The 26,341-nt window shown below is 74.7% G+C and carries 20 protein-coding genes; 5 read left to right on the top strand and 15 right to left on the bottom strand.

The genetic code is table 11. The features are described from left to right. Positions 1 to 79 precede the first annotated feature (79 nt). The gene (locus BJ981_RS15460; protein ID WP_184611998.1) at positions 80 to 1,327 is read left to right on the top strand and encodes an MFS transporter; all 1,248 of its coding nucleotides are present in this window, start codon (positions 80 to 82) and stop codon (positions 1,325 to 1,327) included. 24 nt (positions 1,328 to 1,351) lie between these two features. Here BJ981_RS15460 and iolD read toward each other — a convergent pair whose 3' ends face one another. The 7 genes from iolD to BJ981_RS15425 all read right to left on the bottom strand — a co-directional run bounded on the left by iolD (position 1,352) and on the right by BJ981_RS15425 (position 8,275). Next, positions 1,352 to 3,184: a 3D-(3,5/4)-trihydroxycyclohexane-1,2-dione acylhydrolase (decyclizing) gene (gene iolD, locus BJ981_RS15455; RefSeq protein ID WP_184616124.1), complete on the bottom strand. Its 1,833-nt coding sequence runs from the start codon at positions 3,182 to 3,184 to the stop codon at positions 1,352 to 1,354. A gap of 5 nt (positions 3,185 to 3,189) precedes the next feature. Then, positions 3,190 to 4,035: a 5-deoxy-glucuronate isomerase gene (iolB, locus tag BJ981_RS15450; protein WP_184611996.1), complete on the bottom strand. Its 846-nt coding sequence runs from the start codon at positions 4,033 to 4,035 to the stop codon at positions 3,190 to 3,192. Next, positions 4,035 to 4,916, bottom strand: a complete 882-nt coding sequence (locus BJ981_RS15445; RefSeq protein ID WP_184611994.1) for a class I fructose-bisphosphate aldolase — start codon at positions 4,914 to 4,916, stop codon at positions 4,035 to 4,037. The genes iolB and BJ981_RS15445 overlap by 1 nt, the downstream gene beginning before the upstream one ends. After that, entirely contained in the window at positions 4,909 to 5,862 is a 954-nt protein-coding gene (gene iolC / locus BJ981_RS15440) for a 5-dehydro-2-deoxygluconokinase (RefSeq protein WP_184611985.1), read from the bottom strand. The genes BJ981_RS15445 and iolC overlap by 8 nt, the downstream gene beginning before the upstream one ends. Next, the gene (locus BJ981_RS15435) at positions 5,859 to 6,806 is read right to left on the bottom strand and encodes a TIM barrel protein (protein WP_239139490.1); all 948 of its coding nucleotides are present in this window, start codon (positions 6,804 to 6,806) and stop codon (positions 5,859 to 5,861) included. Before BJ981_RS15435 ends, iolC begins: the two co-directional genes overlap by 4 nt. Continuing rightward, positions 6,803 to 7,786 (bottom strand): Gfo/Idh/MocA family protein, encoded by a 984-nt coding sequence (locus tag BJ981_RS15430; protein ID WP_184611984.1) that lies wholly within the window; start codon positions 7,784 to 7,786, stop codon positions 6,803 to 6,805. The genes BJ981_RS15435 and BJ981_RS15430 overlap by 4 nt, the downstream gene beginning before the upstream one ends. Positions 7,787 to 7,981: 195 nt before the next feature. Next, entirely contained in the window at positions 7,982 to 8,275 is a 294-nt protein-coding gene (locus tag BJ981_RS15425; RefSeq protein WP_184611982.1) for a hypothetical protein, read from the bottom strand. Positions 8,276 to 8,507: 232 nt separating this feature from the next. On the opposite strand from BJ981_RS15425, the gene BJ981_RS15420 reads away from it, so the two are divergent. From BJ981_RS15420 to BJ981_RS15405, 4 genes are all read left to right on the top strand, one after another. After that, positions 8,508 to 10,163, top strand: coding sequence for a fumarate hydratase (locus BJ981_RS15420; RefSeq protein ID WP_184611980.1), 1,656 nt, complete (start codon positions 8,508 to 8,510; stop codon positions 10,161 to 10,163). Between the two features lie 91 nt (positions 10,164 to 10,254). Further along, positions 10,255 to 11,466 carry a serine/threonine-protein kinase gene (locus tag BJ981_RS15415; protein ID WP_184611978.1) on the top strand — a complete coding sequence of 404 codons (1,212 nt, stop codon included), beginning with the start codon at positions 10,255 to 10,257 and terminating at the stop codon, positions 11,464 to 11,466. Positions 11,467 to 11,511: 45 nt separating this feature from the next. Further along, complete coding sequence (locus BJ981_RS39210; RefSeq protein ID WP_275422321.1) at positions 11,512 to 13,953, top strand: serine/threonine-protein kinase; 2,442 nt, start codon at positions 11,512 to 11,514, stop codon at positions 13,951 to 13,953. A 15-nt stretch (positions 13,954 to 13,968) separates the two neighbouring features. Further along, complete coding sequence (locus BJ981_RS15405; protein WP_184611976.1) at positions 13,969 to 15,375, top strand: class II fumarate hydratase; 1,407 nt, start codon at positions 13,969 to 13,971, stop codon at positions 15,373 to 15,375. Positions 15,376 to 15,403: 28 nt separating this feature from the next. Here the strand turns inward: BJ981_RS15405 and BJ981_RS15400 are convergent, their stop codons facing one another. The 8 genes from BJ981_RS15400 to BJ981_RS15380 all read right to left on the bottom strand — a co-directional run bounded on the left by BJ981_RS15400 (position 15,404) and on the right by BJ981_RS15380 (position 26,254). Continuing rightward, positions 15,404 to 17,164, bottom strand: coding sequence for an ABC transporter ATP-binding protein (locus tag BJ981_RS15400; protein WP_184611974.1), 1,761 nt, complete (start codon positions 17,162 to 17,164; stop codon positions 15,404 to 15,406). Next, positions 17,161 to 18,897 carry an ATP-binding cassette domain-containing protein gene (locus tag BJ981_RS15395; protein WP_184611972.1) on the bottom strand — a complete coding sequence of 579 codons (1,737 nt, stop codon included), beginning with the start codon at positions 18,895 to 18,897 and terminating at the stop codon, positions 17,161 to 17,163. The genes BJ981_RS15400 and BJ981_RS15395 overlap by 4 nt, the downstream gene beginning before the upstream one ends. A gap of 198 nt (positions 18,898 to 19,095) precedes the next feature. Next, a complete protein-coding gene (locus tag BJ981_RS38180) occupies positions 19,096 to 19,221 on the bottom strand; it encodes a hypothetical protein (protein WP_260324648.1) in 126 nt (41 codons plus the stop codon). A 66-nt stretch (positions 19,222 to 19,287) separates the two neighbouring features. Next, complete coding sequence (locus BJ981_RS38175; RefSeq protein ID WP_260324647.1) at positions 19,288 to 19,419, bottom strand: hypothetical protein; 132 nt, start codon at positions 19,417 to 19,419, stop codon at positions 19,288 to 19,290. Positions 19,420 to 19,476: 57 nt separating this feature from the next. After that, positions 19,477 to 19,584 (bottom strand): ALQxL family class IV lanthipeptide, encoded by a 108-nt coding sequence (locus BJ981_RS37495; RefSeq protein WP_203959180.1) that lies wholly within the window; start codon positions 19,582 to 19,584, stop codon positions 19,477 to 19,479. Between the two features lie 7 nt (positions 19,585 to 19,591). After that, on the bottom strand, positions 19,592 to 21,346 hold the full coding sequence (locus BJ981_RS15390; RefSeq protein WP_184611969.1) for an alpha/beta hydrolase family protein: 1,755 nt from the start codon (positions 21,344 to 21,346) through the stop codon (positions 19,592 to 19,594). Next, complete coding sequence (gene lanL, locus BJ981_RS15385) at positions 21,343 to 24,081, bottom strand: class IV lanthionine synthetase LanL (protein WP_184611967.1); 2,739 nt, start codon at positions 24,079 to 24,081, stop codon at positions 21,343 to 21,345. Before lanL ends, BJ981_RS15390 begins: the two co-directional genes overlap by 4 nt. A gap of 184 nt (positions 24,082 to 24,265) precedes the next feature. Continuing rightward, positions 24,266 to 26,254: a glycosyltransferase family 2 protein gene (locus BJ981_RS15380; RefSeq protein ID WP_184611965.1), complete on the bottom strand. Its 1,989-nt coding sequence runs from the start codon at positions 26,252 to 26,254 to the stop codon at positions 24,266 to 24,268. Between the last annotated feature and the right edge of the window lie 87 nt (positions 26,255 to 26,341).

The raw sequence follows: 26,341 nt of genomic DNA, 5'->3' as shown, positions 1-26,341 counted from the left end.
GTGGATCATTGACCGGCCGGAGGTGTGACCGTACCCTGGCGAAACCTGATTCAGCCTCATGTTTCTGCTGGAGGCCGCAGTGCCCACCCCCCGTGACCGGCGCGCGCGCCTCGCCATCTTCGCCGTCTTCTTCGTGCAGGGCCTGACCTTCGCCACCCTGCTCACCCAGGTGGCCGCGCTCCAGAAGAAGCACGGGCTCAGCGACGGCGAGCTGTCCGTCCTGCTGCTGGTCGTCCCCGTGATCGCCGGAGCGGGTAGCGTGCTGGCCGGGGAGGTGGCCAGGCGGCGGGGCAGCCGGCTGGTGCTCCGGGTGGCGCAGCCGCTGGCGGGGGCGGCCGTGGTGCTCGCGGGGCTCGCGGCGAGCGTGCCGCAGCTCGTGGCCGCCAACGTGCTGTTCGGGCTGTGCCTCGGCGCGGTGGACGCGGGCATGAACATGCAGGCCGTCGCGGTGGAGCGCAGGTACGGCCGTCCGGTGCTCACCGGGTTCCACGCCCTGTGGAGCGCCGCCGCCGTCCTCGGCGCGGCGTGGGCGTCCGCGGCGGGCGGGCTCGGGCTGGGGCTCGCCGCGACGTTCGCCGTCGCGATGGCGGCCGGGGTGGCCGTGGCCGTCGCCGCGGGGCCCACCCTGTGCGCGCCCGAGGAGGAACACGTGGCCGCCGCGCGCAACCACGTGACGCCGGAAAACCAGAGCGGGACGCTCCCCGTGGACGGCACGACGGACCCGGCGTCCGGCCGGGAGGGCGCGCGGTTCCCGTGGCGGCCGATCCTGCCGCTGTGCCTGGCGATGGCGTTCCTCTACGTGGGGGACGCCTCGATCTCGAACTTCGGGTCCGTCTACATGGACAAGATCATGCACGCCGGCGCGGCCGTGATCCCGCTGGCGCTCGGGGCCTACCAGGCCACGACGTTCGTGGTCAGGGCCGGCGGAGACCTGGCCGTGCGCAGGTACGGCGCCGCGGCGATCGTCCGGATCGGCGGCGCCCTGGCCGCGCTGGGCTTCGCCGGGATCGTGGCCGCGCCCAGCGAGCCCCTGGCGATCATCTCGTTCGGCGTCGCCGGCGTCGGGCTGTCGGTGGTGGCCCCGCAGTCGTTCTCGGCCGCCGGCCGGCTCGACCCCGCCGGCACGGGCGTCGCCATCGCCCGCGTCAACATGTTCAACTACGTCGGCTTCATCGTCGGCGCCGCCCTGGTCGGCGGCATCGCCGACGCGGCGAACTACCAGATCGCCTTCGCCGCCCCGCTGGTGCTCGCCGCCGCGATCATCGCCCTGGCCCCCGGTTTCCAGGCCGCGCCGTCCCTGCGGCGGCCCCGTCCCGCCGAAGCCTGACCGCGGACCTGATCACAGATTTGGTCAGAGGTACGGCCGCTGGGCGCGCTTGGCCTCCTCGTAGCCGGCGCGCGGGCCGGGATCCGCGGCGACCTCGGCCACGGGGACGTCCCACCAGGCCGTGGTCTCGGGGGCGGGGCCGGGGACGGTCTCGACGTGGACGACCGTCGTGGTGCGGGCCTCGCGGGCCTTGAGGAGGGCGTCGCGGAAGGACGCGGGGTCGGTGGCGCGCAGGACGTCGGCGCCGAGGCTCGCGGCGTTGGCGGCGAGGTCCACGGGCAGGTGGGGGCCGTCCAGCCGGCCGCCGGAGGAGCGCATGCGGTAGGAGGTGCCGAGCCGCCGCGCGCCCACCGACTCCGACAGGCCGCCGATCGAGGCGAAGCCGTGGTTGTCGACGATCACGATGACGAGCTTCACGCCCTCCTGCACGGCGGTGGCGATCTCCTGGGCCATCATCAGGTACGAGCCATCGCCGACCAGGACGAACACCTCGCGTTCCGGCGCGGCCAGCTTGACCCCGAGGCCGCCCGCGATCTCGTACCCCATGCACGAGTAGCCGTACTCGACGTGGTAGCCCTCAGGACCGGAGGCCCGCCACAGTTTGTGCAGGTCGCCGGGCATGGACCCCGCCGCGTTCACGACGACCCCGTCCGTGCCCGCGACCTCGTTGAGCACCCCCAGCAGGACGGGCTGGGTGAGCGACTCCCCCGCCTGCAGGGCGGAGACCGCGGAGCGCCACGCGCGGACCAGCCCGGCGGCGCGCGTGGTCCACGACGGGTCGGCCCGCCAGCCGGCCAGGTCGAGCAGCGCGAGCGTCTCGCGGGCGTCGCCGACGAGCGTCATCCCGGCGTGCTTGGCCGCGTCGAACGCGGCGACGTTGACGTTGACGAACCGGGCGTCGCCGAAGAGCGTGCGCGAGGCGGTGGTGAAGTCGGTGTAGCGGGTGCCGACGCCGATGACCAGGTCGGCCTCGCGGGCGACGGCGTTGGCGGCGGCGGTGCCGGTGTGGCCGATGGCGCCGAGCGCGCACGGGTGCCCGTCGGGCAGCACGCCCTTGCCCGCCTGCGTCTCGCCGACCGGCACGCCGTGCTCCTCGGCGAACGCGGTCAGCTCCGGCCACGCCTCGCTGTAGACCACGCCGCCTCCGGCGACGATCAGCGGGCGGCGGGACGACCTGATCACCTCGGCGGCCCGCTCCACGGACGCGGCGTCGGGGATCGGGCGGGCGACGTGCCAGACGCGCCGCCCGAACAGCTCCACCGGCCAGTCGTGCGCCTCGGCCTGCACGTCCTGCGGCAGCGCCAGCGTCACCGCGCCGGTCTCGGCCGGGTCGGTGAGCACGCGCATCGCGGCCATCAGCGCGGACGGCAGTTGCTCGGGCCGGTTGATCCGGTCGAAGAAGCGCGAGACCGGGCGCAGGCAGTCGTTGACGGTCACGTCGTAGGACCGGGGATCCTCCAGCTCCTGGAGGACGGCTCCGGCGGCCCGGGTGGCGAAGACGTCGCCGGGGAGCAGCAGCACCGGGATCCGGTTGATCGTCGCGAGCGCGGCGCCGGTGACCATGTTGGTGGCGCCGGGGCCGATGGAGGTGGTGCAGGCGAAGGTGGACAGCCGGTTCAGCGTCCTGGCGTAGCCGACGGCGGTGTGCACCATGGCCTGCTCGTTCCTGGCCAGGTAGTACGGCAGCGGGTCGCCGAGCCCCGCGCCGCTCTCGGCGAGCGCCTGGCCGACGCCGGCGACGTTGCCGTGGCCGAAGATGCCGAAGCAGCCCGCGACGAGCCGCTGCTCGATGCCGTCGCGCTCGCTCCACTGCGCGGCGAGGAACCGCACGAGCGCCTGGGCCACGGTCAGCCTGATCGTGTTCACGACGTCGCCTCCCCGGCCGCGGAGGTCATCGGGACGCGCGGGTCCGGCGGCTGCCCGGCCCAGCTCGACCGGATCCAGGCGTGCCGGGGGTCGTCGCGGAACGCCATGGACCGCTTCTCCTCCGGGCCCGCGAGCACGTTGAGGTAGTACAGGTCGTAGCCCGGCGCGGCCATGGACGGGCCGTGGTAGCCGTGCGGCACGAGCACGACGTCGCCGCAGCCGACCTCGGCCAGCACGTCGATCGGACGGCCGGGCGCGCCGTACACCCGCTGGTAGCCGGGTCCGCCCTCGAAGTAGTAGATCTCCTCCAGCACGGCCTCGCCCTCGCCGGGCGTGTCGTGCTTGTGCGGCGGGTAGGACGACCAGTTGCCGCCGGGGGTGAGCACCTCGACGGCCATGAGCCGGTCGCACTCGAAGACCTCGGGGGCGCAGAAGTTGTTGACCTGCCGGGTGGACCGCCCGGCGCCGCGCACCTCGACCGGCACGTCCGCCGCCGCTCCGTACCGCACGGGGAGGCGGCGCGCGGCGACCGCCGAGGGCAGCGCGAACCTGCCCCTGCCGGTGATGCGCGCCGTGGCGCGGACGGGCAGGTAGGCGAAGTCGGTGACGCCGGCGAAGACCGACTCGCGTCCCCGCAGCTCCAGCCGCTCGCCGTCGCACTCGACGACGCAGGACCCCGACAGCGGCACGACGAGCATCTCTTCGTCGCCGGTGGCGAACTCGGCGGTCTCGCCGGACAGGTTGAGCGCGCGCAGCCCGGCGTACGTCCAGCCGGCGCGGGCGGGCGTGACGCACAGCGCCCAGGGGGCCTGGGCCGTGGAGCCGGCGGGGATGTACGCCATCAGGAGACCTCCAATAGACCGGCGGCGGTGTCGACGGCCGCGGCCACGTCGTCGTCTGGAGGGTAGAGCAGCGCGCGCCCCACCACGAGCCCCCGCACGCCGGGCAGCCGCAGGGCCTTGCTCCAGGAGGAGTACACCTGGTCGGGGGCCGCCGTCGGGTCGCCGCCGAGCAGCAGGGTGGGCAGGGTGGTGGCCTCCATGACCCGCTCCATCTCCTCGATCACCGGGAGCTTCAGCCAGGTGTGCGCGGAGGTGGCGCCGAGCCCCTGTCCGACGTGCACGGCGTGGATCATGCCCGCCGCGGACAGGTCGTGGCGGACGCCGTGCTCGTCGCGGCCCGACCAGAACGGCTCCACCATGGCGACCAGCCCTTCGCGGGCCAGGCCGGTGACCGCGTGCGCGCAGGACTCCAGGGTCGCGGCCGTCTCGGGAGAGCCGAGGCCGACGCGGCAGAGCATCTTGCCGCCGTCGAGCCGCATCCGGGCGATCGACTCGACGTCGTAGGCGGTGAAGCGGTCGTCGAACTCGAACGCGCTGCCGTGGACGCCGCCGCGGTTCATCGAGCCGATGACGACCTTGTCGTGCAGGGCGCCGAGCAGCAGCAGGTCCTCGACGACGTCGGGGGTGGCGAGCACGCCGTCCACGCCGGGCCTGGCCAGCGCCGCGCACAGCCGGTCGAGCAGGTCCACGCGGCTCCCCATCGCCAGGGGCCGCCCGCGCACGCCGAGCGCGCCGCGGGCGGCGTGGTCGGCGGCGATGATCAGGATCTGGTCGCGGTCGGCGAGCACGGGCCTTCTGCGGCGCTCGGCGGCGGCCTGCGCGATCTTCTCGGGGTACCGTGCCCGGTACTCCGCGATCTTCCTGCGGTCCTCGTCACGCATCGCTCTCCCCCGGGAGCTCCGAGATCACGGCCTCGATCTCCGCGGCCGTCGGCATGGCGGGAGCGCAGGCCAGGCGTCCCGCGACGATCGCGCCCGCGGCGTTGGCGCGCCGCAGCGTGTCCTCGAGCCCGCGCCCCGCGAGCAGGCCGTCGCACAGCGCGCCGCCGAACGCGTCCCCCGCGCCGAGCCCGTTGACCACCTCGACCGGCACGGGCGGCACCGTCACGGTCTCGCCGGCCGTCATGCCGAGCACCCCCGCCGGCCCCTGCTTGACGACCACCAGCTCGACGCCCATGTCCAGCAGCGCCTTGGCGGCCTCGTGCGGGTCGCGCGCGCCGGTCGCGACCTCGCACTCGTCCACGTTGCCCACGGCCACGGTGACGTGCGCCAGCGCCGCGCGCACCTGTGCGGCGGCCTCCTCGGGCGACGGCCAGAACATGGGGCGGTAGTCGAGGTCCAGCACGGTCAGCGGCGCGCGCCCGCGGGCCCGCCAGGCGGCGGCGTGGGCGGCGCGGGACGGCTCCTGCGACAGGCCGGTGACCGTCGCCCAGAACAGGTCCGCCTCCCTGATCGCGGCCAGGTCCAGCTCGCCGGGGTGTATCTCCAGGTCGGGGGCCTTGGGATAGCGGTAGAAGTACAGGGGGAAGTCGTCGGGCGGACGGATCTCGCAGAACGTCAGCGGCGTCGGAAGCCCCGCGACCGGGGTCACGTACCGGTCGTCCACGCCGTACGAGCGCAGCGCGTCGTGCACGAACTCCCCGAACGGGTCGGCCCCGGTGCGGCTGATCAGCGCGGACCGCCGTCCCAGCCGGGCCGCGGCGACCGCGACGTTGGCCGGGCTGCCGCCGAGGTACTTGCCGAACGTCTCCACCTCGCGCAGCGAGACGCCGATCTGGAGGGGGTAGACGTCGACGCCGACCCTGCCGATCGTGAGCACCTCGGTCATGCGCGGCCTTCCGTGCCTACCGTGCCTACCGTGCCTTCCGTGCCTTCCGTGCCTTCTGTGCCCGCCGTGAGCGCGGCGAGGTGGTCCAGGCAGGCGCGGACCTCGTCGATCGGCCCCGCGCCGTCCGGCGGCTCGGCGTCCAGGATCAGGTCCTGTTCCATGACGTACCACCCCTGGTAGCCGGCGGCGGTGAGGCGGGACACGATGCCCGCCACGTCCACGTCGCCGCGGCCGAGCGGCCGGTAGATCGCGGCGCGCACGGCCTCGGTGTAGGTCAGCTCGCCCGCGCGGACCCGCGCGGCGAGCGTGGCGTCCACGTCTTTGAGGTGCACGTGTGCGACCCTGTCCGGAGCCCTGGACACCAGGTCGAGCGGGTCGGTGCCCCCGATGAGTAGGTGGCCGGTGTCCAGGCAGAGCGGCATCTCACCGCCCTCCAGCACGCGCTCCACCTCCTCGCGGGTCTCGACCATCGTGCCGACGTGCGGGTGCAGGGTGACGGCGCGGCCGGACTCCGCGGCCACGGCAAGCAGGCGGCCGAGGTTGCCGAGCAGCGTCTTCCAGCCGTCGGCGTCCAGCACCGGGCGCCCGTCGTAGCCGTCCGCGCCGGTCGCCGCCGCGAGCACGACCGTCTCGACGCCGCCCTCGGCGAACGCGCGCATCGTGGCGCGGGCCCCGGGCACCGGATCGTGGCCGGGCTCGTGCAGGACGACGGGGACGAACCCGCCGACGGCGCGCAGCCCGTACGAGGCCAGCAGCGCGGCGCGCTCGGCGGGGGACGGCGGCAGGAAGCCGTCGGGGCCCAGCTCGGTGGCCGTGAGCCCGAGCGCGCGCATCTCGGCGAGCACGCGGTCGCGGCCGAGCTGGTGTCCCCAGCCGGGCACCTCGCACACCCCCCACGAGATCGGGGCGGCGGCGATCCTCGGCGGCGCCGCGGGGGCGTTCACGCCGTCACCTCGTCCACGCGCGCGGGCCCGCCGGTGCGCCGGGACAGCTCGGCGGCCTCGGCGATCCTCAGGGCGGCCAGGGCGTCGCCGGCCGTGCAGGGGCTCGGGCCGCCGTCGCGGACGGCGGCGAGGAAGGCGCCGATCTCGGCGACGTAGGCGGGCTCGAAGCGCTCGCCGAAGTCCGGCCAGGGGTCGCCCTTGGGGAAGGCGGCGTCGGGCTCGGCGGAGGCGAGCGGCACGCGGTCGTCCAGCCCGGCCACGATCGTGCGGCGGGTGCCGGCCAGTTCCATGCGCACGTCGTAGCCGTTGCCGTTGTACCGGGAGCCCTGCAGGGTGACCAGGGTGCCGTCGTCGAGGGTGAGCAGCGCGGCGCTGGTGTCCACGTCGCCGGCCTCGGCGAAGAACGCGGCGCCGCGGTTGGCGCCCGTGGCGTACACCGAGACGACCTCGCGGCCGGTCACCCAGCGCAGGATGTCGAAGTCGTGGATGTGGCAGTCGCGGAAGATGCCGCCGGAGCGCGGGACGTACTCGGGGGCCGGGGGGCAGGGGTCGGCGGTCAGCATGTGGACGCGGTGCAGGTCGCCGAGCTCGCCGCCGCGCAGCGCCGCGCGGGCGGCGGCGTACCCGGCGTCGAAGCGCCGCTGGAAGCCGATGTGGACGAGCGTGCCGCCGTCGCGCGCGGCCTCGGCCACGCGCGTGGTCTCCTCCAAGGTCGGGGCCACCGGCTTCTCGCAGAAGACGGGGAGGCCCGCGGCGCACGCCCGGAGGATCAGCTCGGCGTGCGTGGCGGTCGGGGTGGCCACCACGACGGCGTCGGCGTCGAAGGCGTCCCCGACGCGCGCGCCCACGCGGGCGGCGATCCGCCCGGCCCGCGCCGCGTCGGCGTCGGACACCACCAGCTCGCCCACTTCGGGGTGGGCGGCGAGCGTCGCGGCGTGGAACGCCCCGATCCTGCCGAGACCCAACAGACCCACACGCATGCTGCCTCCGCGGCTCGAACGGCACTGGGGACCCGTCACCAGTTCTATGGACCATCCTGCCCGGAGTCAATACTTTGTCCTGACATGCGGATGAACGGTGGTCCTGCCCACGACCAGGGGCCTTCGCGGCCCTGGACCGCTGAAGAGCCCGGATGTCCGGTGCGGGACATCCGGGCTCACGCGTCTCGTCGCCGCCTACCACCACCGGGCCCGCCCGGGGGCGGCCCGCTTCTCCTCGTGGGTGCCGACGGGACGGAGGTCGTCGCCCGCGAGGTCGCGCCCCGTCCATTCCGGATGCTCGCCGCCCGGCTCGCGCCCGATCGCGGCGAGGCCGGTCTCGTCCGGCGACTTGCCGCGCTCGGGGCGCACCGGCCACTGGGCGTGCTCGCCTCTGATGCCGGAAAGGACGATGGTGATGAGCGCGACCCCGAGGACCGCGGCCACCACGAGCACCCCGAAGATCACCACGACGATGTAGCCCGGATCCATGATTCCCCCGATCTTGGATATCGCGCCTACTTCCAGTATCGAACCCGCATATCTGGAACTTCGCCCCCGGTACCTCCCGAAGACGCAAGCCCCGGCCCACGATCGTTCCAAGTCCGGCCGCCCCCGGGTAAGGAAGACCCCTGCGGTGGCCGTAATCTGCACAGGGGCGGCGGCGATCGCGGCCGGAAAGACCATGGGCGTCCACGAGTCCAGGACGAAGGAGTACAGGCGAATGCCCGGATTCGACTACACCGACCTGCTTCCGCTGGGGCCCGACGCGACGGAGTACCGTCTCGTCACGGCCGAGGGCGTGCGCCGGGTCGAGGCGGCCGGCCGCACGTTCCTCGAAGTCGATCCGGAGGCGCTCCGGCTGCTCACCGAGACCGCGATCCACGACATCTCGCACTACCTGCGGTCGTCCCACCTCGCCCAGCTCCGCAAGATCATCGACGATCCGGAGGCGAGCGGCAACGACCGGTTCGTCGCCCTCGACCTGCTCAAGAACGCGAGCATCTCGGCCGGCGGCGTGCTGCCCATGTGCCAGGACACCGGCACCGCGATCGTCATGGGCAAGCGCGGGCGGCACGTCCTCACCGACGGCGCCGACGCCGAGCACGTCTCGCGCGGCGTGTACGACGCCTACACCAAGCTGAACCTGCGCTACTCCCAGATGGCCCCGCTGACCATGTGGGACGAGAAGAACACCGGCAGCAACCTGCCCGCCCAGGTCGAGCTGTACGCCGAGGACCCGCACGGGCACCCCGACGAGTACAAGCTGCTGTTCATGGCCAAGGGCGGCGGCAGCGCCAACAAGTCGTTCCTCTACCAGGAGACCAAGGCCGTCCTGAACGAGAAGCGCATGCTGGCCTTCCTGGAGGAGAAGATCCGCTCGCTCGGCACCGCGGCCTGCCCGCCGTACCACCTGGCCGTGGTCGTCGGGGGCACCAGCGCCGAGTTCGCGCTCAAGACCGCCAAGTACGCCTCCGCCCGCTACCTGGACACGATCCCGACCGAGGGCTCGCCGTCCGGGCACGGCTTCCGCGACCTGGAGCTGGAGAAGAAGGTCTTCGAGCTGACGCAGAGGCTCGGCATCGGCGCCCAGTTCGGCGGCAAGTACTTCTGCCACGACGTGCGGGTGATCCGCCTGCCCCGGCACGGCGCGTCCTGCCCGGTGGCGATCGCCGTCTCGTGCAGCGCCGACCGGCAGGCCCTCGCCAAGATCACGCCCGAGGGCGTCTTCCTGGAGAAGCTGGAGACCGACCCGGCGCGGTTCCTGCCCGAGACCACCGACGAGCACCTGTCGGACGACGTGGTCGCCGTCGACCTCAACCGGCCGATGGCCGAGATCCTCGCCGAGCTGACCCGGTACCCGGTCAAGACACGGCTGTCGCTGACCGGTCCGCTGGTCGTCGCCCGCGACATCGCGCACGCGAAGATCGCCGAGCGGCTGGACGCGGGCGAGCCGATGCCCGACTACCTCAAGGACCACGCCGTCTACTACGCCGGGCCCGCCAAGACGCCCGAGGGGTACGCCTCGGGGTCCTTCGGCCCGACGACCGCCGGGCGCATGGACTCCTACGTCGAGCGCTTCCAGGCCGCGGGCGGCTCGCTCGTGATGCTCGCCAAGGGAAACCGCTCCAAGCAGGTGACAGACGCCTGTCAGAAGTACGGCGGCTTCTACCTCGGCTCGATCGGCGGTCCGGCGGCGCGTCTCGCGCAGGATTGCATCAAGAAGGTGGAAGTCCTGGAATATCCGGAACTCGGGATGGAAGCCGTCTGGAAGATCGAGGTAGAGGACTTCCCGGCCTTCATCGTCGTGGACGACAAGGGCGAGGACTTCTTCCGTGACACCACTGGTCCCGCCCTCACCATCGGTCGCAGAATCTGACCGTCTCTGACCCGGCTCTGACAGAAGATCTCAACAGAGAATCGGCATGGCCTCTACAGGCGGCGATAAACAAATCGGTAAGCTGCCACCCATGCGCGCCCCGTCCGGATACGAGCTTGCCTCGCGATACCGGCTCCTCGAACCGGTCGGGCGCGGCGGCATGGGCACCGTCTGGCGCGCGCACGACGAACTGCTCGGCCGGGACGTCGCGGTCAAGGAGGTCCGGCTCCCGCTCGTCCTGGACGAGGATCTGCGCGCGGAGCTCTGCGCCAGGACCGAGCGCGAGGGCCGCGCCACCGCCATGGTCGCCCACCCGTCGGTCATCACGGTCTTCGACGTCATCACCGAGGACGACCGGCCCTGGATCGTCATGGAGCTGCTGCGCGCCCGCTCGCTGGAGGAGCTCGTCAAGCAGGAAGGGGCGCTCGCGCCGCGCAAGGTCGCCGAGATCGGGCGTCAGGTCCTCGGCGCGCTGCGTGCCGTCCACGCCAAGGGCATCCTGCACCGCGACGTGAAGCCGAGCAACGTGCTCGTCGCCGACGACCGGGTGGTGCTCACCGATTTCGGTCTCGCCGCGCTGGAGGGCGACGCGTCCATCACCCAGGCCGGCATCGTGCTCGGCTCGGCGGGCTACATCGCGCCCGAGCGCGTCCTCGGCGACCGCGCCAGCCCCGCCGCCGACCTGTGGTCCCTCGGCGCCACGCTGTACACGGCCGTCGAGGGCCGCGGCCTGCACGGGCGCCGTACGGCCGCGGCGGCGCTGGCCGCGCTGACCAGCGGGGAGCCCATCCCCATGCAGAACGCGGGCCCGCTCGCGCCGATCCTGCAAGGGCTGCTGCAGATCGACCCCGAGATCCGGCTGGACGGCATGCGCGCCTCGCTGATGCTGGCGCGCGTGGCCGCGGGCGGCTCGGCGGAGGAGCCCCTCGGCGGTCCGGCCCACCGCGCGTCGGCGCGCCGGCCCTCGCCCTCCGGCGGGGCGCAGACGCCGTCCGCGCGGGCCAAGCAGGTGTCCCGGCCGGCGCTCGGCAGCCTGGCGCCGTCCCCGCGCAAGACCTCCCACCGCGGTCAGCATCGCGCCGACCGTCTGGACCGTCCCGAGCGTGCCGATCCGCACGCGACGCCCCCCGATCCCGTGCCGCCGCGCCGGCCGTCCGAGGGAGTGCACCGCAAGCCCGCCGAACCCGCGCCGGGCCGCCGCCGGGCTCCGGCGAACCCCGAGATGAGCCCCATGGCGCGGCAATTGTCCGAGATTGTGAAGTTGCTTCTGCCGCGTCGCTTCTGGCCAAAAAACATGCGTTAGTGCGGCGAAAGCAATTCTCAAGATGGAATCGCTATCTTCTTACACATGCCGGAACAGCAGAAGCGGCTGCTCGCCGCCAGGTACGAGCTGGTCGCTCCCCTCGGCCGGGGGACGATGGGCACCGTCTGGCGGGCCCACGACCGCCTCCTCGGGCGCGACGTCGCCGTCAAGGAGATCCGCCACGACCCCGGTCTGAACAAGGAACAGCGCGAAGAGCTGCGGGAACGCATGATCCGCGAGGGGCGTGCCGCCGCGAAGATCGCGCACCCCTCCGTGGCCACCGTCCACGACGCCATCCTCGTCGACGGCAGCCCCTGGATCATCATGGAGCTCGTCGAGGCCAGGTCCCTGGACCAGGTGATCGAGGAGGAGGGCCCGCTGCCGCCCCGGCTCGTCGCCGAGATCGGCCTCGACCTGCTCGGCGCCCTCGCCGCCGCCCACGAGCAGGGCATCCTGCACCGCGACGTCAAACCGGCGAACGTCCTGCTCACCGAGACCGGACGCGTGGTGCTCACCGACTTCGGCATCGCCAAGGTCGAGGGCGACAGCAGCATCACCAGGACCGGCATGGTGATCGGCTCCCCCGGCTACACCGCCCCCGAGCGGGCCCGCGGCGACCACACCGGCCCCGAGTCCGACCTGTGGTCGCTCGGCGCCACGCTGTACTTCGCGGTCGAGGGACGGCCCGCGTACGAGCGGCGCACGGTCAGCGAGACGCTGTCGGCGCTCATGTCCGAACAGGCGGACCCGGCGACCCAGGCCGGCCCGCTGCGTCCCGTCCTCGAAGGAATGCTGGAGAAGGACTACACCAAGCGCCTCTCCTTCGACCGCACGGTGGCCATGCTCCGCACCGTGGCCCGCACCCCCACCTCAGACGCTTCACCCCGCACCCCCGCCACCCCCTCGACCTCGGCGAACTCATCCCGGAACACCCCTTCGGCCGCCGCGAAGCCCGCCCCCTCCGGGAGCACTCCTGCGGCCTCCCCGAAGCCCGCCGCCCCGCCGAAGCCCTCCTCCCCCGGCACTCCCTCGACCTCCCCGAAGCCGTCCGCTCAGAAAGCCTCCTCCCCCTCCTCTGGCGCTCCTTCGGCCTCCCCGAAGCCCGCGGCCTCCTCCACCGCGTCCCCCGCCGCCACCCGGCCCCCCGGACGGGACACGGCCGCCGCCGACGCCGGGAAGCGCCCGCCGGTCACCGCCGAGGACGACGCGCCGGACGAGCCGGACCCGAACCAGACGATGGTGGTCATCCGCCCGAAGTCGGGCCTGCGCATCCCGCCCGGCCCCGGCACGGCCCGACGCGAGGACGCCCCCGCGTCCGAGGGCCCCGCTCCTCACGCGAGAGGGGTGGAGGACGACGAGGACGACCAGGTGACCATGGTCGGGCTGGTCCCGCCCGTCCTGGGGGAGCCGCGGCCGGCCGGGCCGGAAGCATCGCGAGATGTGCGGGACATGGCGGCGTCGCCCCCGTCGGCGCCCACCCGGCCGCCGAAACCCGCGCCGAACACCGGCCCTTCCCGGCGGCTGCCGCCTCCGGGCCCGTCCGACGTCACCCCGCCGACCGGCTTCGCCGCAGCGCCCCCTGGCCCCGTCCCCGGAGCTCCTCACCCGGCCCCCGGCCCCCTCTCCGGCGGCGCTCGTCCGTCCGCCGCCGGACCCGTGCCGCACCCCCGGCCCGTGCCGGGACCCGCGTCGCCGCCCGGCCCCCGGTCCATGGCCGGCCCCGCGTCCGGCCCCGCGTCCAACGCCGACCAGGGGGCCGCGGACAACGGGCTCGGCACCGACCTGTTCGCCTTCCAGGGGCCGGCCACGCCTCGCGGCAACAGCCCCATCGGGATGATCATCCTGGTGGCCGTCGCGCTGCTCGGCCTGGCGGCGATCGTCATGCTGGCCGCCGCCGCGCTCTCCGACACCCGCGGCCCCGGCGCCGCCCGGACACCGTCGGTCGAGGGGCCGTCCACCGCGGAGGCCGCCGTCTCCTCCGTCATCACGGCCGGCACCGCGCCGGGCCCCGCCCCAGCGCCGGGCCTGCGCCGCTACGTGGACGCGACCGGCTACGTCATCGACCTGCCCGAACGGCTCCACGGCACCGCCAAGGGCCGCACGATCACGTTCACCGCGGACGGCGACCCCCGGACGGCGCGGATCAGCCGCTCCCCGGACAGCAGCTCCGACATCCTCAACACGACGCGCGCCGCGGAGGCGCGCGCGCTGGCGGCGGGCACCTACCCCGGATACACGTTGGTCCGGCTGGCGGTGACGCGCCCGACGCCGTACCCGGGCGCCGACGTCGCCGACTGGGAGTTCACCTACACCGGCACGGCGGGGCCGACGCGTGTGCTGTCGCGGTGGGTCGCCGTGCCGGGCGGCCCGACGTACGCCATCTACTGGACCACCCCGGTCTCGCGCTGGAAAGGTGACCGGGCGCAGCTCACGACCGTGCTCGCCTCGTTCCGGCCCGCCCGCGCCGACGCGCCGCCGGGTTCTTAGGGCAAGACTGGGGGCATGGAGGATTTTCGCACCGAACACGATTCGATGGGCGACGTGCGCGTCCCGGCGGCGGCCAAGTGGCGCGCGCAGACGCAGCGGGCCGTCGAGAACTTCCCGATATCAGGGCGCGGGCTCGAGCCCGCCCACATCGCGGCGCTCGGCCTGATCAAGGCCGTGGCCGCCGAGGTCAACGGCGAGCTGGGCGTCCTGCCCGCCGACCTGGCGGAGGCCATCTCCGAGGCCGCCACGGACGTCGCCGAGGGCGAGTGGAACGGCGAGTTCCCGATCGACGTCTTCCAGACCGGTTCCGGCACCTCGTCCAACATGAACGCCAACGAGGTGATCGCCTCGCTCGCCGAGAAGCGCCTCGGCCGGCCGGTCCATCCGAACGACCACGTCAACGCCTCCCAGTCCTCCAACGACGTGTTCCCCACCTCGATCCACGTGGCCGCGATGGTGGACGTGGTGTACGAGCTGATGCCGTCGCTGGAGCACCTGGCGATCGCGCTGCGCCAGAAGGCGGAGGAGTTCCGCGAGACCGTCAAGGCGGGGCGCACGCACCTGATGGACGCCACGCCCGTGACGCTCGGCCAGGAGTTCGGCGGGTACGCCACCCAGGTCGAGAACGGCGTCGCGCGGCTGCGCGCGGCCCTGCCGCGGCTGGCCGAGCTCCCCCTCGGCGGGACGGCGGTCGGGACGGGCATCAACACCCCGCCCGGCTTCGCCCAGCAGGTGATCGCGAAGCTGCGCGAGGCGACCGAGCTGCCGTTCACCGAGGCCAGGGACCACTTCGAGGCCCAGGGGTCCCGTGACGCGCTGGTCGAGCTGTCGGGCCAGCTCCGGGTGGTCGCGGTGTCCCTGAACAAGATCGCCAACGACCTGCGCTGGATGGGGTCGGGCCCGCGCACCGGGCTCGGCGAGCTGAACCTGCCGGACCTGCAGCCGGGCTCGTCGATCATGCCGGGCAAGGTCAACCCGGTGATCCCCGAGGCGGTGTGCATGGTCGCCGCCCAGGTCATCGGCAACGACGCGGCGGTGACGTTCGCGGGCGCGTCCGGCGCGTTCGAGCTGAACGTGATGATGCCGGTCATCGCACGGAACGTGCTGGAGTCCACGCGGCTGCTCGCGAGCGTGTCCCGCCTGCTGGCCGACCGGTGCGTCCACGGGCTCACCGCCAACGCCGACCGGCTGCGCGAGTACGCCGAGTCGTCCCCGTCCATCGTGACCCCGCTCAACCGCCACCTCGGCTACGAGGAGGCCGCCGCGATCGCCAAGCAGTCCCTGAAGGAGCGCAAGACCATCAAGGAGGTCGTCATCGAACGCGGGCACGTCGAGGCCGGCACCCTGACCGAGCCACAGCTCGACGCCCTCCTCGACGTCCTGTCCATGACCTCCCCGCCCGACGCGGCCCCCGAGGAGTGACCGCGGCCCTCAGGCCACGACCGTGGACTCAGGTCGTGGCCGCCGTCCTGGCGGGGACGGGGGCGCCGAGCGCCGGCGTGCGGCCGGTGAGTTCCGCGTACAGCGGGGATGAGGCCACCAGCTCGTCGTGGGTGCCCAGTGCCGCCTTCGTGCCGTCCAGCACCAGCACCCGGTCCGCACGCAGCGCGGAGGTCATCCGGTGGGCGATGACGATCAGCGTGGTGCCGGGGCGCGTGGCGAACGCGGATTCGGCGCGGGCTTCGGCGACGGGGTCGAGATGGCAGGTGGCCTCGTCCAGGATCACCAGCCGGGCGGGCGACAGATGAACCCGGGCCAGGCTGACGAGCTGCCGCTCCCCCGCCGACAGCGCCGCGGGGTCGAGGTGCCCGTCCGGGCCGCCCAGCCGCGCGGCCAGGGCCTCCATGCCCACGGCCTTCACGGCCGCGCGCAGGTCGTCGTCGCTCGCCCCGGGGCGCAGGTAGCGCAGGTTGTCACCGAGCGTCCCGGTGAACACGTACGCCTCCTGCGGGATCAGGGCGACGTCCGTGGTCAGGCGGACGCGCCCGGCGAGCGGGGAGCGCAGTCCGGCGATCAGGTCGGCCAGCGTCGACTTGCCGATACCGCTCGGGCCGACCACGGCCAGGCGGCTCCCCGCCTCCACGCGCAGGCTCAGCCCGTCGATCACCGGCTCGGCGCCGGGCCCGTAGGCGAACGTCACGTCCCGGAGCTCCACGACCGCACCGGCCGGCCGCTCGGACCTCCGCCACGACCCCGGGGAAACGGCCGGCCCGGGCGTCTCCAGGACGGGCGGCGAGGAGTTTTCGGGGAGAGACGGCTCCGGGGGGGCCATGGTCGCGCCCAGACGGTCGAGCAGGGCGGCGAACTGCACGCCCCATGAGCCGATCAGGCCGACCGCCGAGCGCAGGGCCGGGAGAAGGACGGTGACCAGGTACGTCACCGCTCCGGCGACCTCGCCCGCGGTGAGCCGGCCCTCGCGGATCCATTCGGGCGCGGCCAGCAGGGCCAGCACGACGGGCACGTGGCCGCCGACCGCGATCACGATGGTGCGGACGGCGCCCGCCCACGCCAGCGCCCGGGTGGCCCTGGCCTGCCGGTCGATGAGCGTGGCGGCGTGCGCGGCGGCGCGGCTCTCGGCGCCGCACGCGGTGACGTCCCGCAGGCCGGCGAAGTAGGCGCCGCAGGCGCCGGCGATCTCCTCGTCGGCGCTCAGCAGCGCCTGCTGGCGGCGGGCCAGCGCGGGCAGGGACCAGGCGAACAGACCGAGGGCGAACAGGATGGGCGGCGCGGCGAGCATGCCGAGGCGGCCGTTGAGCACGGTGAGCCCGGCCAGGGCCATGACGAGCTGGACGGCCAGGGGGCGCACGGTGCGCAGCAGGCCGGAGGTGAGGCCGCGCAGTTGCTCGGTCTGCTTGGTGAGCTGGGCGATCGCGGTGGTGTCCGGGTGGTGGGCGGCGTGGACGGCGCGGCCGAGCGCGCCGGTCAGCACGGCGGCGACGGTGGTGTCGCGCAGCGGCTCGACGAAGTCTCCCAGGTGAGGGATGACCTGCCGGGTGGCCGCCGCCTGGGCCAGCAGGCACACCGCGAGCAACCCCACGTACCCGAGCCCGGCCACGACGTCGCCCGCCAGGAACCCGGCGTCCAGGGCCCGGGCGACCAGCAGTCCGGTGAGCAGCGCGGGGAGCGCCTCCGCCACCGACCAGGCGGCCATCCGCAGCAGCGCGCCACGGTGCGCGCGGGCATGGCGGGTCAGCAGGCGCACGCCGGTCATGCCGCCTCCTCGATCTGGAAGAGAGAGCGGTAGGCGGGGATCGCCATCAGCTCGTGGTGGGGGCCCGAGGCGCGGACGTGGCCGTCCTCCAGCCACAGGACCAGGTCGGCGCGGGCGGCGGTGGCGGCGCGGTGGGCCACCACGATCTGGGTGCGGCCGGTGAAGGCGCTCGCGAGCGCGGCGCTCACCTGGGCCTCGGTGGCGGTGTCCAGGCTGGAGGTGGCGTCGTCCAGGATGACCAGCGGCGCGTCCTGGGCGACGGCCCTGGCGAGGCCGAGGCGTTGTGTCTCGCCGCCGGACAGCATCGCCCGCATGGGCGGGGTGGCGTAGCCGCCGGGCAGGCGGCGGACGAACGCGTCCGCGGCGGCGACCCGCGCCGCGCCCGCCGCGACGGCCTCGGCGTCTGTCGTGGTGGCGGGCGCGGGGGCCTGCGGGGCGGCGTAGGTGATCAGGTCGGTGATGGTGGCGCCGAGGAGGGCGGGGCGGGCGAAGGCGTAGGCGACGTGGCGGCGGAGGTGGCCGGGGTCGATGTCCTGGACGGGGACCCCGTCCAGGAGGACGCGGCCGGAGGCGGGCTCCGCGAGGCCGCCCGCGAGGGCCGCGAGCAGGCTCTTGCCCTCGCCGGAACGTCCGACCACGGCGCAGACGGACCCGGCGGGCACGACGGCGCTCACCCCGTCGAGCACGGTGCGCTCGCCGGCCGTGACCGTGACGTCCTCGAAGGTGACGGCGGGCGGGCCCGGCGCCAGGGGCAGTCCGCCGGGGGCGGGAGCGGGTTCGGCGAGCACGTCGGCGACCCTGCGCGCCGCCGCCCGGGCCTTGGCCACTCCCAGCAGGGAGTCCACCTCGTCGAGGACGGACATCACGAGCGCGGTGTAGCCGGTGGCGGCGAGCAGCGCGCCGGCCGTCAGGCGGCCCGACGCCACGCCGAGGCCGGCGACGGTGAGCACGGCCAGTTCCACGACGGCGAGCAGCAGCCCGGCCTGCCAGGCGGTGTCGCGCTGGAAGCGCCAGGTGGCGCGGCCGGTGGCGGCGAGCTCGGGCAGGGGCGCGAGGATGCGCTCGGCCTCGCGGGGCAGGGTGGCGGAGGCCCGGATGGTGCGGACGCCGCCGATGGCCTCGGCGAAGCCGGCGGCGATCCTGCCCTGGAGCTCCTGGTAGCGGGTGAAGAGGTCGGACGCCCGGGTCATGAACCGGCGGACGATGATCAGCCCCACCGGGACCGTGACCAGCAGCGTGAGCGCGAGGCGCCAGTCCAGCAGGGTCAGGGCGACGAGGGCGCAGACGGCGGAGACCACCTTGAGCGCGGTCTCGGTGACGGCCAGGGGCGCCTGGGCGGCCTCGGCGGCGCCGGCGGTCAGCCGGCTGGTGAGGTCTCCGGGGGCGAAGCGGGCGGCGCGGGCGGGCCCGAGGGCCAGCACGTGGCCGAGCAGGCGGACGCGCAGGTGGGAGACCGCGGCGGCGCCGCACGCCGCTCCCGCGACCGTGCTCGCCACGGCGCACAGGGCGGCCGCGGTGAGCAGCGCCGCGAGGTTCCAGGCCGCCGCCGTGGTGCCGGCGAGCACGCCGTCGAGGGCGGCGGACAGGGCGGCGGGCAGCAGCAGGGCGCAGACGACGCCGCCCACCGCGGCCACGACCAGGGTGATCCCCCAGCCGGGGGCGCGCAGGGCGGCGGCGACCAGCAACCGGTCGGCGGCCCGGGCGGTGCCGTGCGGGCCGGGGGATGAAGGCATAGTGTTGCCCCTTAAGGCGGCTCGTGTCCGTTTCAGTAAGGTGCGATGACGCCGAGGGGTTCAGATGGGCATGCGCCGCCCATCTGAACCCCGGTCCGTGAGAGCGATCAGCCGGCGGCGGCCGTGACGGTGATCACGCCGTGGTGATCAATCGCGACCGGGCGACGGTGATCACGCGACGGTGGTCGCGCGGTCGGGTCAGCTGCCCGTGACCGTGCAGGTGGACGAGCAGGTCTTGCTGAACCCACAGGTGATCCAGCAGTCGCGCAGGCCCACGGGGTCGGTCTCGGGCATCTCCTGCAGGGCGGCGATGTCGATGGTCATGGCGTTCCTCCTATGTGTTCGGATTGATCGTGGTCTTCTAGCCGCGGCCACGTGCCGCGGCGGGCGTCAGCCGGTGATCCAGCAGCTGGAGCCGCAGTCGGTCTGGATGCAGGTCCACAGGCAGGTCTGCTCGCAGCGCATCAGGCCCTCGTGGGCCTCCGCGCGCAGCGTCTGCAGGACGTCGACGTCGATGGTCATGGTCGGTCACCTCCTCCCCCTTCGGTGGCCGTTGTGGTCCGAGGCCGGCCGCTCGGCTCAGTCCTCGGTCCAGAAGCAGGTGAACCAGCAGGTGTAGTCACACCTCGCGAGTCCCTGGAAGTCCTCGGCGCGCAGCGTCTGCAGGGCGTCCACGTCGACGGTCATGGTGTCGTCACCCCCTCTCCTCGGGGTCGGCGGTCAGGAAACCGGTGAGCCGGTCGATGACCCGCTCCCGGCCGGTCTCGCCCGGCGGGAAATGCCCCCCGCCGGAAATCTCCAGATACGTCACGCGGGCCGCGTCCAGGCGCTCGCACAGCCGCCGCGACTGGCCGACCGGGATGACGGGATCGCGGTCGCCGTGGACGACCAGCACGGGCGCGGTGACGCGCGGCGCGAGCCGGTGCAGGTCGCGCGGGCCGAGGTCGTCGTGGTGCTCGACCTGCCCGCCGAGCCGCTCGATCAGCGCGCGGACCTGCTCCGCCGCCTCGGCGTGCAGGCGCGGCCCGGACAGGAACGGCGCGATCACCGCGCAGCGCGACCACAGCCCGGGATCGGCAGCGGCGGCCAGCAGCGCCAGGTACGCGCCGTAGCTCACGCCGTACAGCATCGGCGCGGGCGCGCCGGCCGGCCTGCGCCGGGCCAGCAGGCGCACCAGGTGCCTGATGTCGGCGAGGTCGGGCACGCCCCACGCGCCGCGCAGGGCGTCGCGGTGCGCGTCGCCGTAGCCGACGCTGCCCCGCTGGTTGGGGGCCACGATCGTGATCCCGGTCGCGGCGATGGCCTGGCACACCGGGTCGAACGACAGGTCCCACGCCGACTCGGGGCCGCCGTGCAGGGCGAGGAGCAGCGGCGCGTCCGAGCGCCAGTCGCCGTAGACGACGGCCTCGATCGCGCCCTCGGGTCCCGGGAAGGTCTCCAGGTGGGCGGTCTCGGCCGCGGGTCCGGCCTCGCCGCCGGAGACCCGGATCGCGTCCGGCCGGTCGGCGTCGACGGTGATCACGCCGCTCGGCAGCGAGGGCGTGCTGCACGCCACGCGCAGCCCGTCGCGGGACCAGCTCGCCGCGGGGTGCAGGACGCCCGGTGGCGTCGGCACCTCGCGGACCCGGTCGGCGGCGGGGGTGTAGATCGCCAGGGTGCTGCGGGCGCCCCGGTGCACCCGGAGGGCGAGCCGCCGTCCCTCCGGGTCCACGGCCACGGGCAGCACGGCGCCGTCCAGCGCCTCCAGCCGCCCCGGACGCGGCAGCGGCAGCGTCTCGCCCGGCCGCCCCCAGGCCAGCCAGGGGGCGCCGTCCTCGAGGCAGGTCACCAGGGCGTGCCCGGCGCGGGCCAGCACGAGCTGGGCGCCCTCGCCGGCGATCGGCGTCCAGGTCCGCCGGGCCAGGTCGGCGACGACGGGGGTGACGGCGCCGTCCACGGCCAGGTTCCCCGCGAGCAGCGTGCCGGACTCGTCCAGCCACGAGCAGGTGGTGAACCGGCCCGGCAGGTCCATGACCGGGACCAGCCCGAGCGGCCTGTCGGCGACGCGCAGCAGCGTGGTCAGGCCGGACGCGGTCGTGCGCACCGCGAGGCCCAGCGGGTGGACGTCCCCGCCCGCGGACGGCAGCAGCCGCAGGCCCGCCGCGGGGATCGGGTCGAGCGTGCGCTCGGCCCATCGCCCGCCGTCCCGTGCCGCCAGCCCGAGGACGTGGTGGCCGTCCATGGCGCGCAGCAGCAGCACGCGCCCGTCCCCGGTCGCCGTGGGCTGGGTGCGCACGGTCTCGGCCGAGGGCAGCGTCTCCTGCCGGTCGCGGGCGCCGAAGGTCCACAGCTCGGGCACGAGGTCGCCGCCCGGCCCGTGGGTGAGGCACGCCGCGTGGCGGCCGGAGCCGGAGAACCGGAAGCTGATCCGCATCCGCGCGGGCGCCGCCGTCGCGGCCGCGGCGCTCACCACGCCTCCCCGGGCACCCACATCCGCCCGCCGCCGTGCCGCAGGCGCAGCAGCAGGTCGAGCGTGCCGGCCAGGCCGGTGTTGTACCCGGGGGTGACCTCCACGTGGTGCTCGTCGGGCGTGACCACCCGGCCGTCCCTGACCGCGTGCCGGGCGTGTATGGCCGTGGCCAGTTCCTCGGCCCAGGCCCGGTAGGCGGGATCGCCCGTGGCGTCGGCCATGTCCAGCAGGAACTGGGCGTCGCCGGCCAGGCCGTGGCAGGCGGCCGGTGAGGCGTGCCAGCGGGCCAGCCGTACGGCGGTCGCGGCCCGCCGGGCCAGGTCCAGGCGGTGGCGTTCGCCGGTCAGCGCGCCGAGCCGGGCCAGGAACGTGCCGACCCCGGACGAGCCGCTGCACCAGTGGGTCAGGCGCTCCTTCGGGGAGCCCTCGCCGCTCGGCCACCAGGCGCTGTCGCCGTCCTCGATCGCCACGCGGGCCAGGGTGTCCCCGGCCTCCCGTGCCAGGTCCACGTAGGCGGGGCGGTCCAGCGCGGTCCCCGTCAGCAGCAGGAACGTGCCGATCCCCGCGACGCCGTGGGCGTAGCCGTAGTGGAGCAGCCCGGCCAGGCCGGAGTCGAAGTCCCGCGGGATCTGCCACATCACCCCCTCCGGCCGCCGCTGGGCCGCCATGGCGAGCGCGTCGGCGTAGCCGGCCGCCTGCTTGGCGAAGCCTTCGTCGCCGGTGGCCCGCCACAGGGCGAGCGCGGCCAGCCCGGCCCCGGCCGCGCCGTGGCAGACGTCCGGGTTGGGCCAGGTGGCGGGCAGGTCCCGGGCGAGCTGGAGGGCACGCGCGGCCATCGGCTCGTCGCCCAGGTGGCGCGCGGCCTCGTGCAGCGCCCAGGCGGTGCCCGAGCGGCCGAAGTACAGGCCGGGCAGGAGCTGGGGGACGTCGCGCAGGCGGGCGTCGATCCAGGCGGCGAGCCTGCCGATGGCGTCGTCCAGGCCGCGGGCCACCGGTTCCGGGCGGCCCCGCGCCGCGCGGACGAGCACGGCGAGCACGCCGGCCGCGCCGTACTGGACGTTCAGCGGGTCGGTGGTGTCGCCGAACGCCCCCGCGGGCCATAACCGTCCGGCCTCGGGCCCGGCCTGGGTGGCGATGATGTGCGCCAGGCCGTCCCGCAGCATGAGGTCCCGCGCGGCGGCGGGCAGCCTGTCGCCGGGCGGCTCCGCGGCGGCGTGGCGGGGCGGCGGCGCGGCCAGGAACGCGCGGGCGCGGTCCAGGCTCCAGCGGTCGGCGGGGTCGTGGGCGACAAGGCCCAGGATCAGCGGGGCCAGCGCCGCGACCGCGGGGTGGGCGTGTCCGGCCGCGTCCACCAGGACCGCGAACCGTTCGTGGGCGGGGCGGGCCTCGGCGGCGGGCAGGTCGGCGGGCAGCACGGGGTCCACCCCGCTGCCGATGTGGAAAAGGGTGGCGCCGAGGGAGAACAGGTCGGCGGTGCGTTCGGGCGCGGGCCCGGTGTCCTGGCCGTCCACCACCTCGGGCGGCCCGTACCCGGGCGTGTAGGCGCGTCCGGTCGGCGTGCCCGGCTCGGTGACCATCTCCAGGTCGATGAGGCGCAGGTCGCCGTCCGGCGTCACGATCACGTTGTTGGGGTTGAGGTCGCGCAGCACGTAGCCGCGGTCGTGGACGGCGGCGACGAGCGCGACCAGCTTGCGTGCCATGGCGGCGGCCGTGCCGGGGTCGAGTCCGCGGGCGTGCGCGTCGCTCTCGCGGGTGAGCGCGGCGGCCTGCCCGGCGACCCAGTGCCGCAGCTGGTCCCCGGGGACGACCTCCTCGGCCAGGAACAGGTTGCCGCCCTGCTCGAACAGGTCGACCTTGCGCGGGGCGAGGCCGAGCGGCGCGAGGACGTCCAGCATGGCGGCCTCGTGCCGCAGCAGGTCGCGGGCGTCGGTGCCGTCCAGCGCCGCCGCGGCGTGGGCGCGCGCCTCCTTGACGATGACCTCGCCGCCGGTGACCCGGTCCTCGGCCCGGTACACGCCGCCCTTGTTGCCGTGCCGGATCGCGCCGCGCACCACGAACCGGTCGTTGAGGAGCACCACGGCGCTCCCCTTCCGGCCGGCGGGGTCCGCCGCGGGTTCGGGGACCGGGGAGGTCGCCCAGGGCGGCGGGGTGAACCACGCCTGGCGCTGGTCGGCGACGAGCGTGCCGTCCGGGGCGCGCAGCGCGACGTCGTAGGAGCCGTCGTTGGTGAGCCTGCGCACGCCGCTGAAGACCCCGTACCGGTAGTGGACCGGGCTGCCGGTCCGCCACGGCCGGTCGGAGAGGATCCGCGGGCCCGGCAGACCGGCCACCGCGTCGTGCAGCTCCGCCGCCAGCGTGAGGAACAGGTCGTCGTCGGCCGGGTAGACCGTGATGAACTTGCCGGAGCCGCCGCGCTCGTAGTTCCTGCCGACCAGCATGGCGGTCGTCTTCAGCGTGGCGGCGAACTTGAAGGCGCTGCCATGGCGGATCAGCACGTCGGCGGCCCTGCTCAGCACCACGGGGGCCGAGAGCGGCGTCGCCGAGACGTGCAGCTTCCAGCCCTGCTCGCGGCGGGCCGCGCCGGCCGGGGCGACGTGCGTCCACGGCGTGCCGGGGCGCACCTCCCACGCGGCGCCGCCGCCCGCGGCGCGGGCCAGCGCCGCCCTGGCGATGTCCTCCAGAAGGTGGCGGTCGGCCTCCTGGCCGTGTTCCGCCACCGCACGCGTTCCGTCCACCCCGCGTCGCCCCCGTCCGTCAGTGGTACGTCCGGTTCGGGCGTCGTCGCCGTCCGGACACCCGCTACGGTGCCGCCACGGTCTTGTGACGATCTTGGACTGTCCTTGAACGCGACTTGCGCGCCCGGAGTACACCGGGCGTACGCAGGGCGAACGGCTTTCCCGCCGCGGCGGGAAATGCGGGTCAGGAGGCGGGCGGGGTGGGCAGGTAGCGCTCCTGGATGGCGTGGGCGGCGCGCACGGCGTACCTGCCGCCGGGCAGTCGGGCCAGCAGCCTGCCCAGGGTCGAGCGGCGTACGGCGAGCGCGCCGGGCTCGCCCGCGGCCTGGATCCTGGCCCGGCCCCTGTTCATCTCCAGCGTGAAGCGCAGCGCGGTCTCGCGGCCGTCCACGCGCAGGTGGGGCGCCCACAGGCCGTTGCCGAGGTGGCCCTCGCCGGGGAGGCGCCGCACGGGCACGTGGGCGACGAGCTGGCCGGGGAAGCGTCCGGGGACGCCGGGCTCGACCAGGGCGGGCACGGTGATCACCCGGCCGCGCCCGGCGAGCTGCCGCAGCACCAGTTCGGCGGGCGGGCCGCCGCTCGGCGGGACGTACGGGACGGGGAGGACGACGAAGACGTGCCCTTCACGGTGGGTGACCGAGGCGCCGGGCGAGACCAGGAGGATCGAGTCGGCGAACGAGCGGGGCTCCACGCAGACGCTGAGCTCGCGCCGTTCGGACCAGCAGGGGATGACGAGCCTGGGCGGCCGCCCGGCCAGGACGCCGACACAGCTCAGCGGCGCGCCGCGGCGGCCGGCGACGCGGGTGCGCGCCTGCTGCGCCCCGGTGTACATGCGGACGTGGACCTCCCACTCCCCCGGGCGCAGCGGGCGGCCGAGCGCGACCGTGGCGACGTCGAGGCGTGCCCGCCCCACGGCCCACACGCGGACCCGGTCGCCCTCCTGGGACCGGCAGACCTCGCCGTGGACCGGGATGAAGAAGATCAGCCCGTGGTCCTGGTGGCGGATGTAGACCTCCATGCGGGCGCGCTCGACGGCGTCGGTGACGTCGGCGAGCGGCGCGGGCAGGTCGAAGCCCGCCACGGGCGGGGTCCAGTGCAGGCGGTCTCCCTCGGCCTTGAAGGTGACGGGCGCGCCGTCGGGGCCGACCAGCTCGACCGCGAGGTCCATGATGAGGGTGTCCTCGTCCCAGCCGACCTCGCGCAGCTCCGCGCGGACGGAGGTGCCCCTGGCCGCGTCGCTGAGGGCCACCAGACGCCCGAGGTCACCGGACCTGAGCAGAACGGCCCGGGCGCGGAGATGGACCGGCAGATGGCGGTCCAGCTCGTCGGGAAAGCGTTCCGCGGTGAGGGCGCGCAGCTCGATGAACAGCGCGCCCCTCTGGTCGGTGCGCAGGTGACGGCCGCCGAGCAGGCGCAGCACGCCGGCGCGGAACCAGTGCGCGTACAGCCGTTCCCTGGCGTCGCCCGGCTCGCTGTGGGCGTCGACGATGTCGAGGATCGCCCGCAGCCCGGCGGCGTAGGCGCGCGGGTCGGGGGCCTCCTGCGACGGCGGGGCGATGTGGCAGCAGATCTGGTCGGCGAGCACCGCGATCACCTTGGCGGTCAGGTACGCGCGCAGGACGAACGCCTGCTCCGACAGGCCGGGCTCGATCTCGGGGAAGCGGATCTCCCGGGCGTCGAGGAAGGCGCGGCGGAACAGCTTGTGCGCCGTGGGCAGGCCGAGCAGCCGGTCGCGCAGCACGTCGGCGCGCTCGCGGTTGCGGCTGAAGGCCCGCTGGGGCGGGTTGTCGCCGCGGACGACGCGGCCGATGAGGATGTCGGCGTCGGTCTCGACGGCCGTGCGGTACATGTTCTCCAGCGCCACGCGCTCCAGGCGGTCGCGCTGGCCGAGCAGGTAGACGTACTCGCCGCGGGCCACGGCGAGGCCCACGTTGCGCCCGCGCGCCGGGGTCCCGGTGTGCTCCAGGTGCAGGACGCGCACGTTGGGCCGCACGGCGGCGACGGCGTCGAGGCGCTCGCGCGTGCCGTCGCCCGAGCGGTCGTCGGCGAAGATCACCTCGTACTCGTCCGACGGCATGGACTGCTCCAGGAGCGAACGCACGCACGCGTCGAACGCGTCGTCGTCCGGGCCGGGCTCCGATACCGGCACAACCACGCTGACCTTCACACTCATGTGGGCAAGCGTGCGCCGGGCGCCGCCGGATGACGGCCAGGCTTGCCGAAACGTCGAACAACCCTGACCAAGAGTTCGCGCGGATCA

The sequence above is a fragment of the Sphaerisporangium krabiense genome, assembly GCF_014200435.1.
Taxonomy (GTDB): domain Bacteria; phylum Actinomycetota; class Actinomycetes; order Streptosporangiales; family Streptosporangiaceae; genus Sphaerisporangium; species Sphaerisporangium krabiense.
This window is presented reverse-complemented; position numbering and strand designations above follow the sequence as displayed.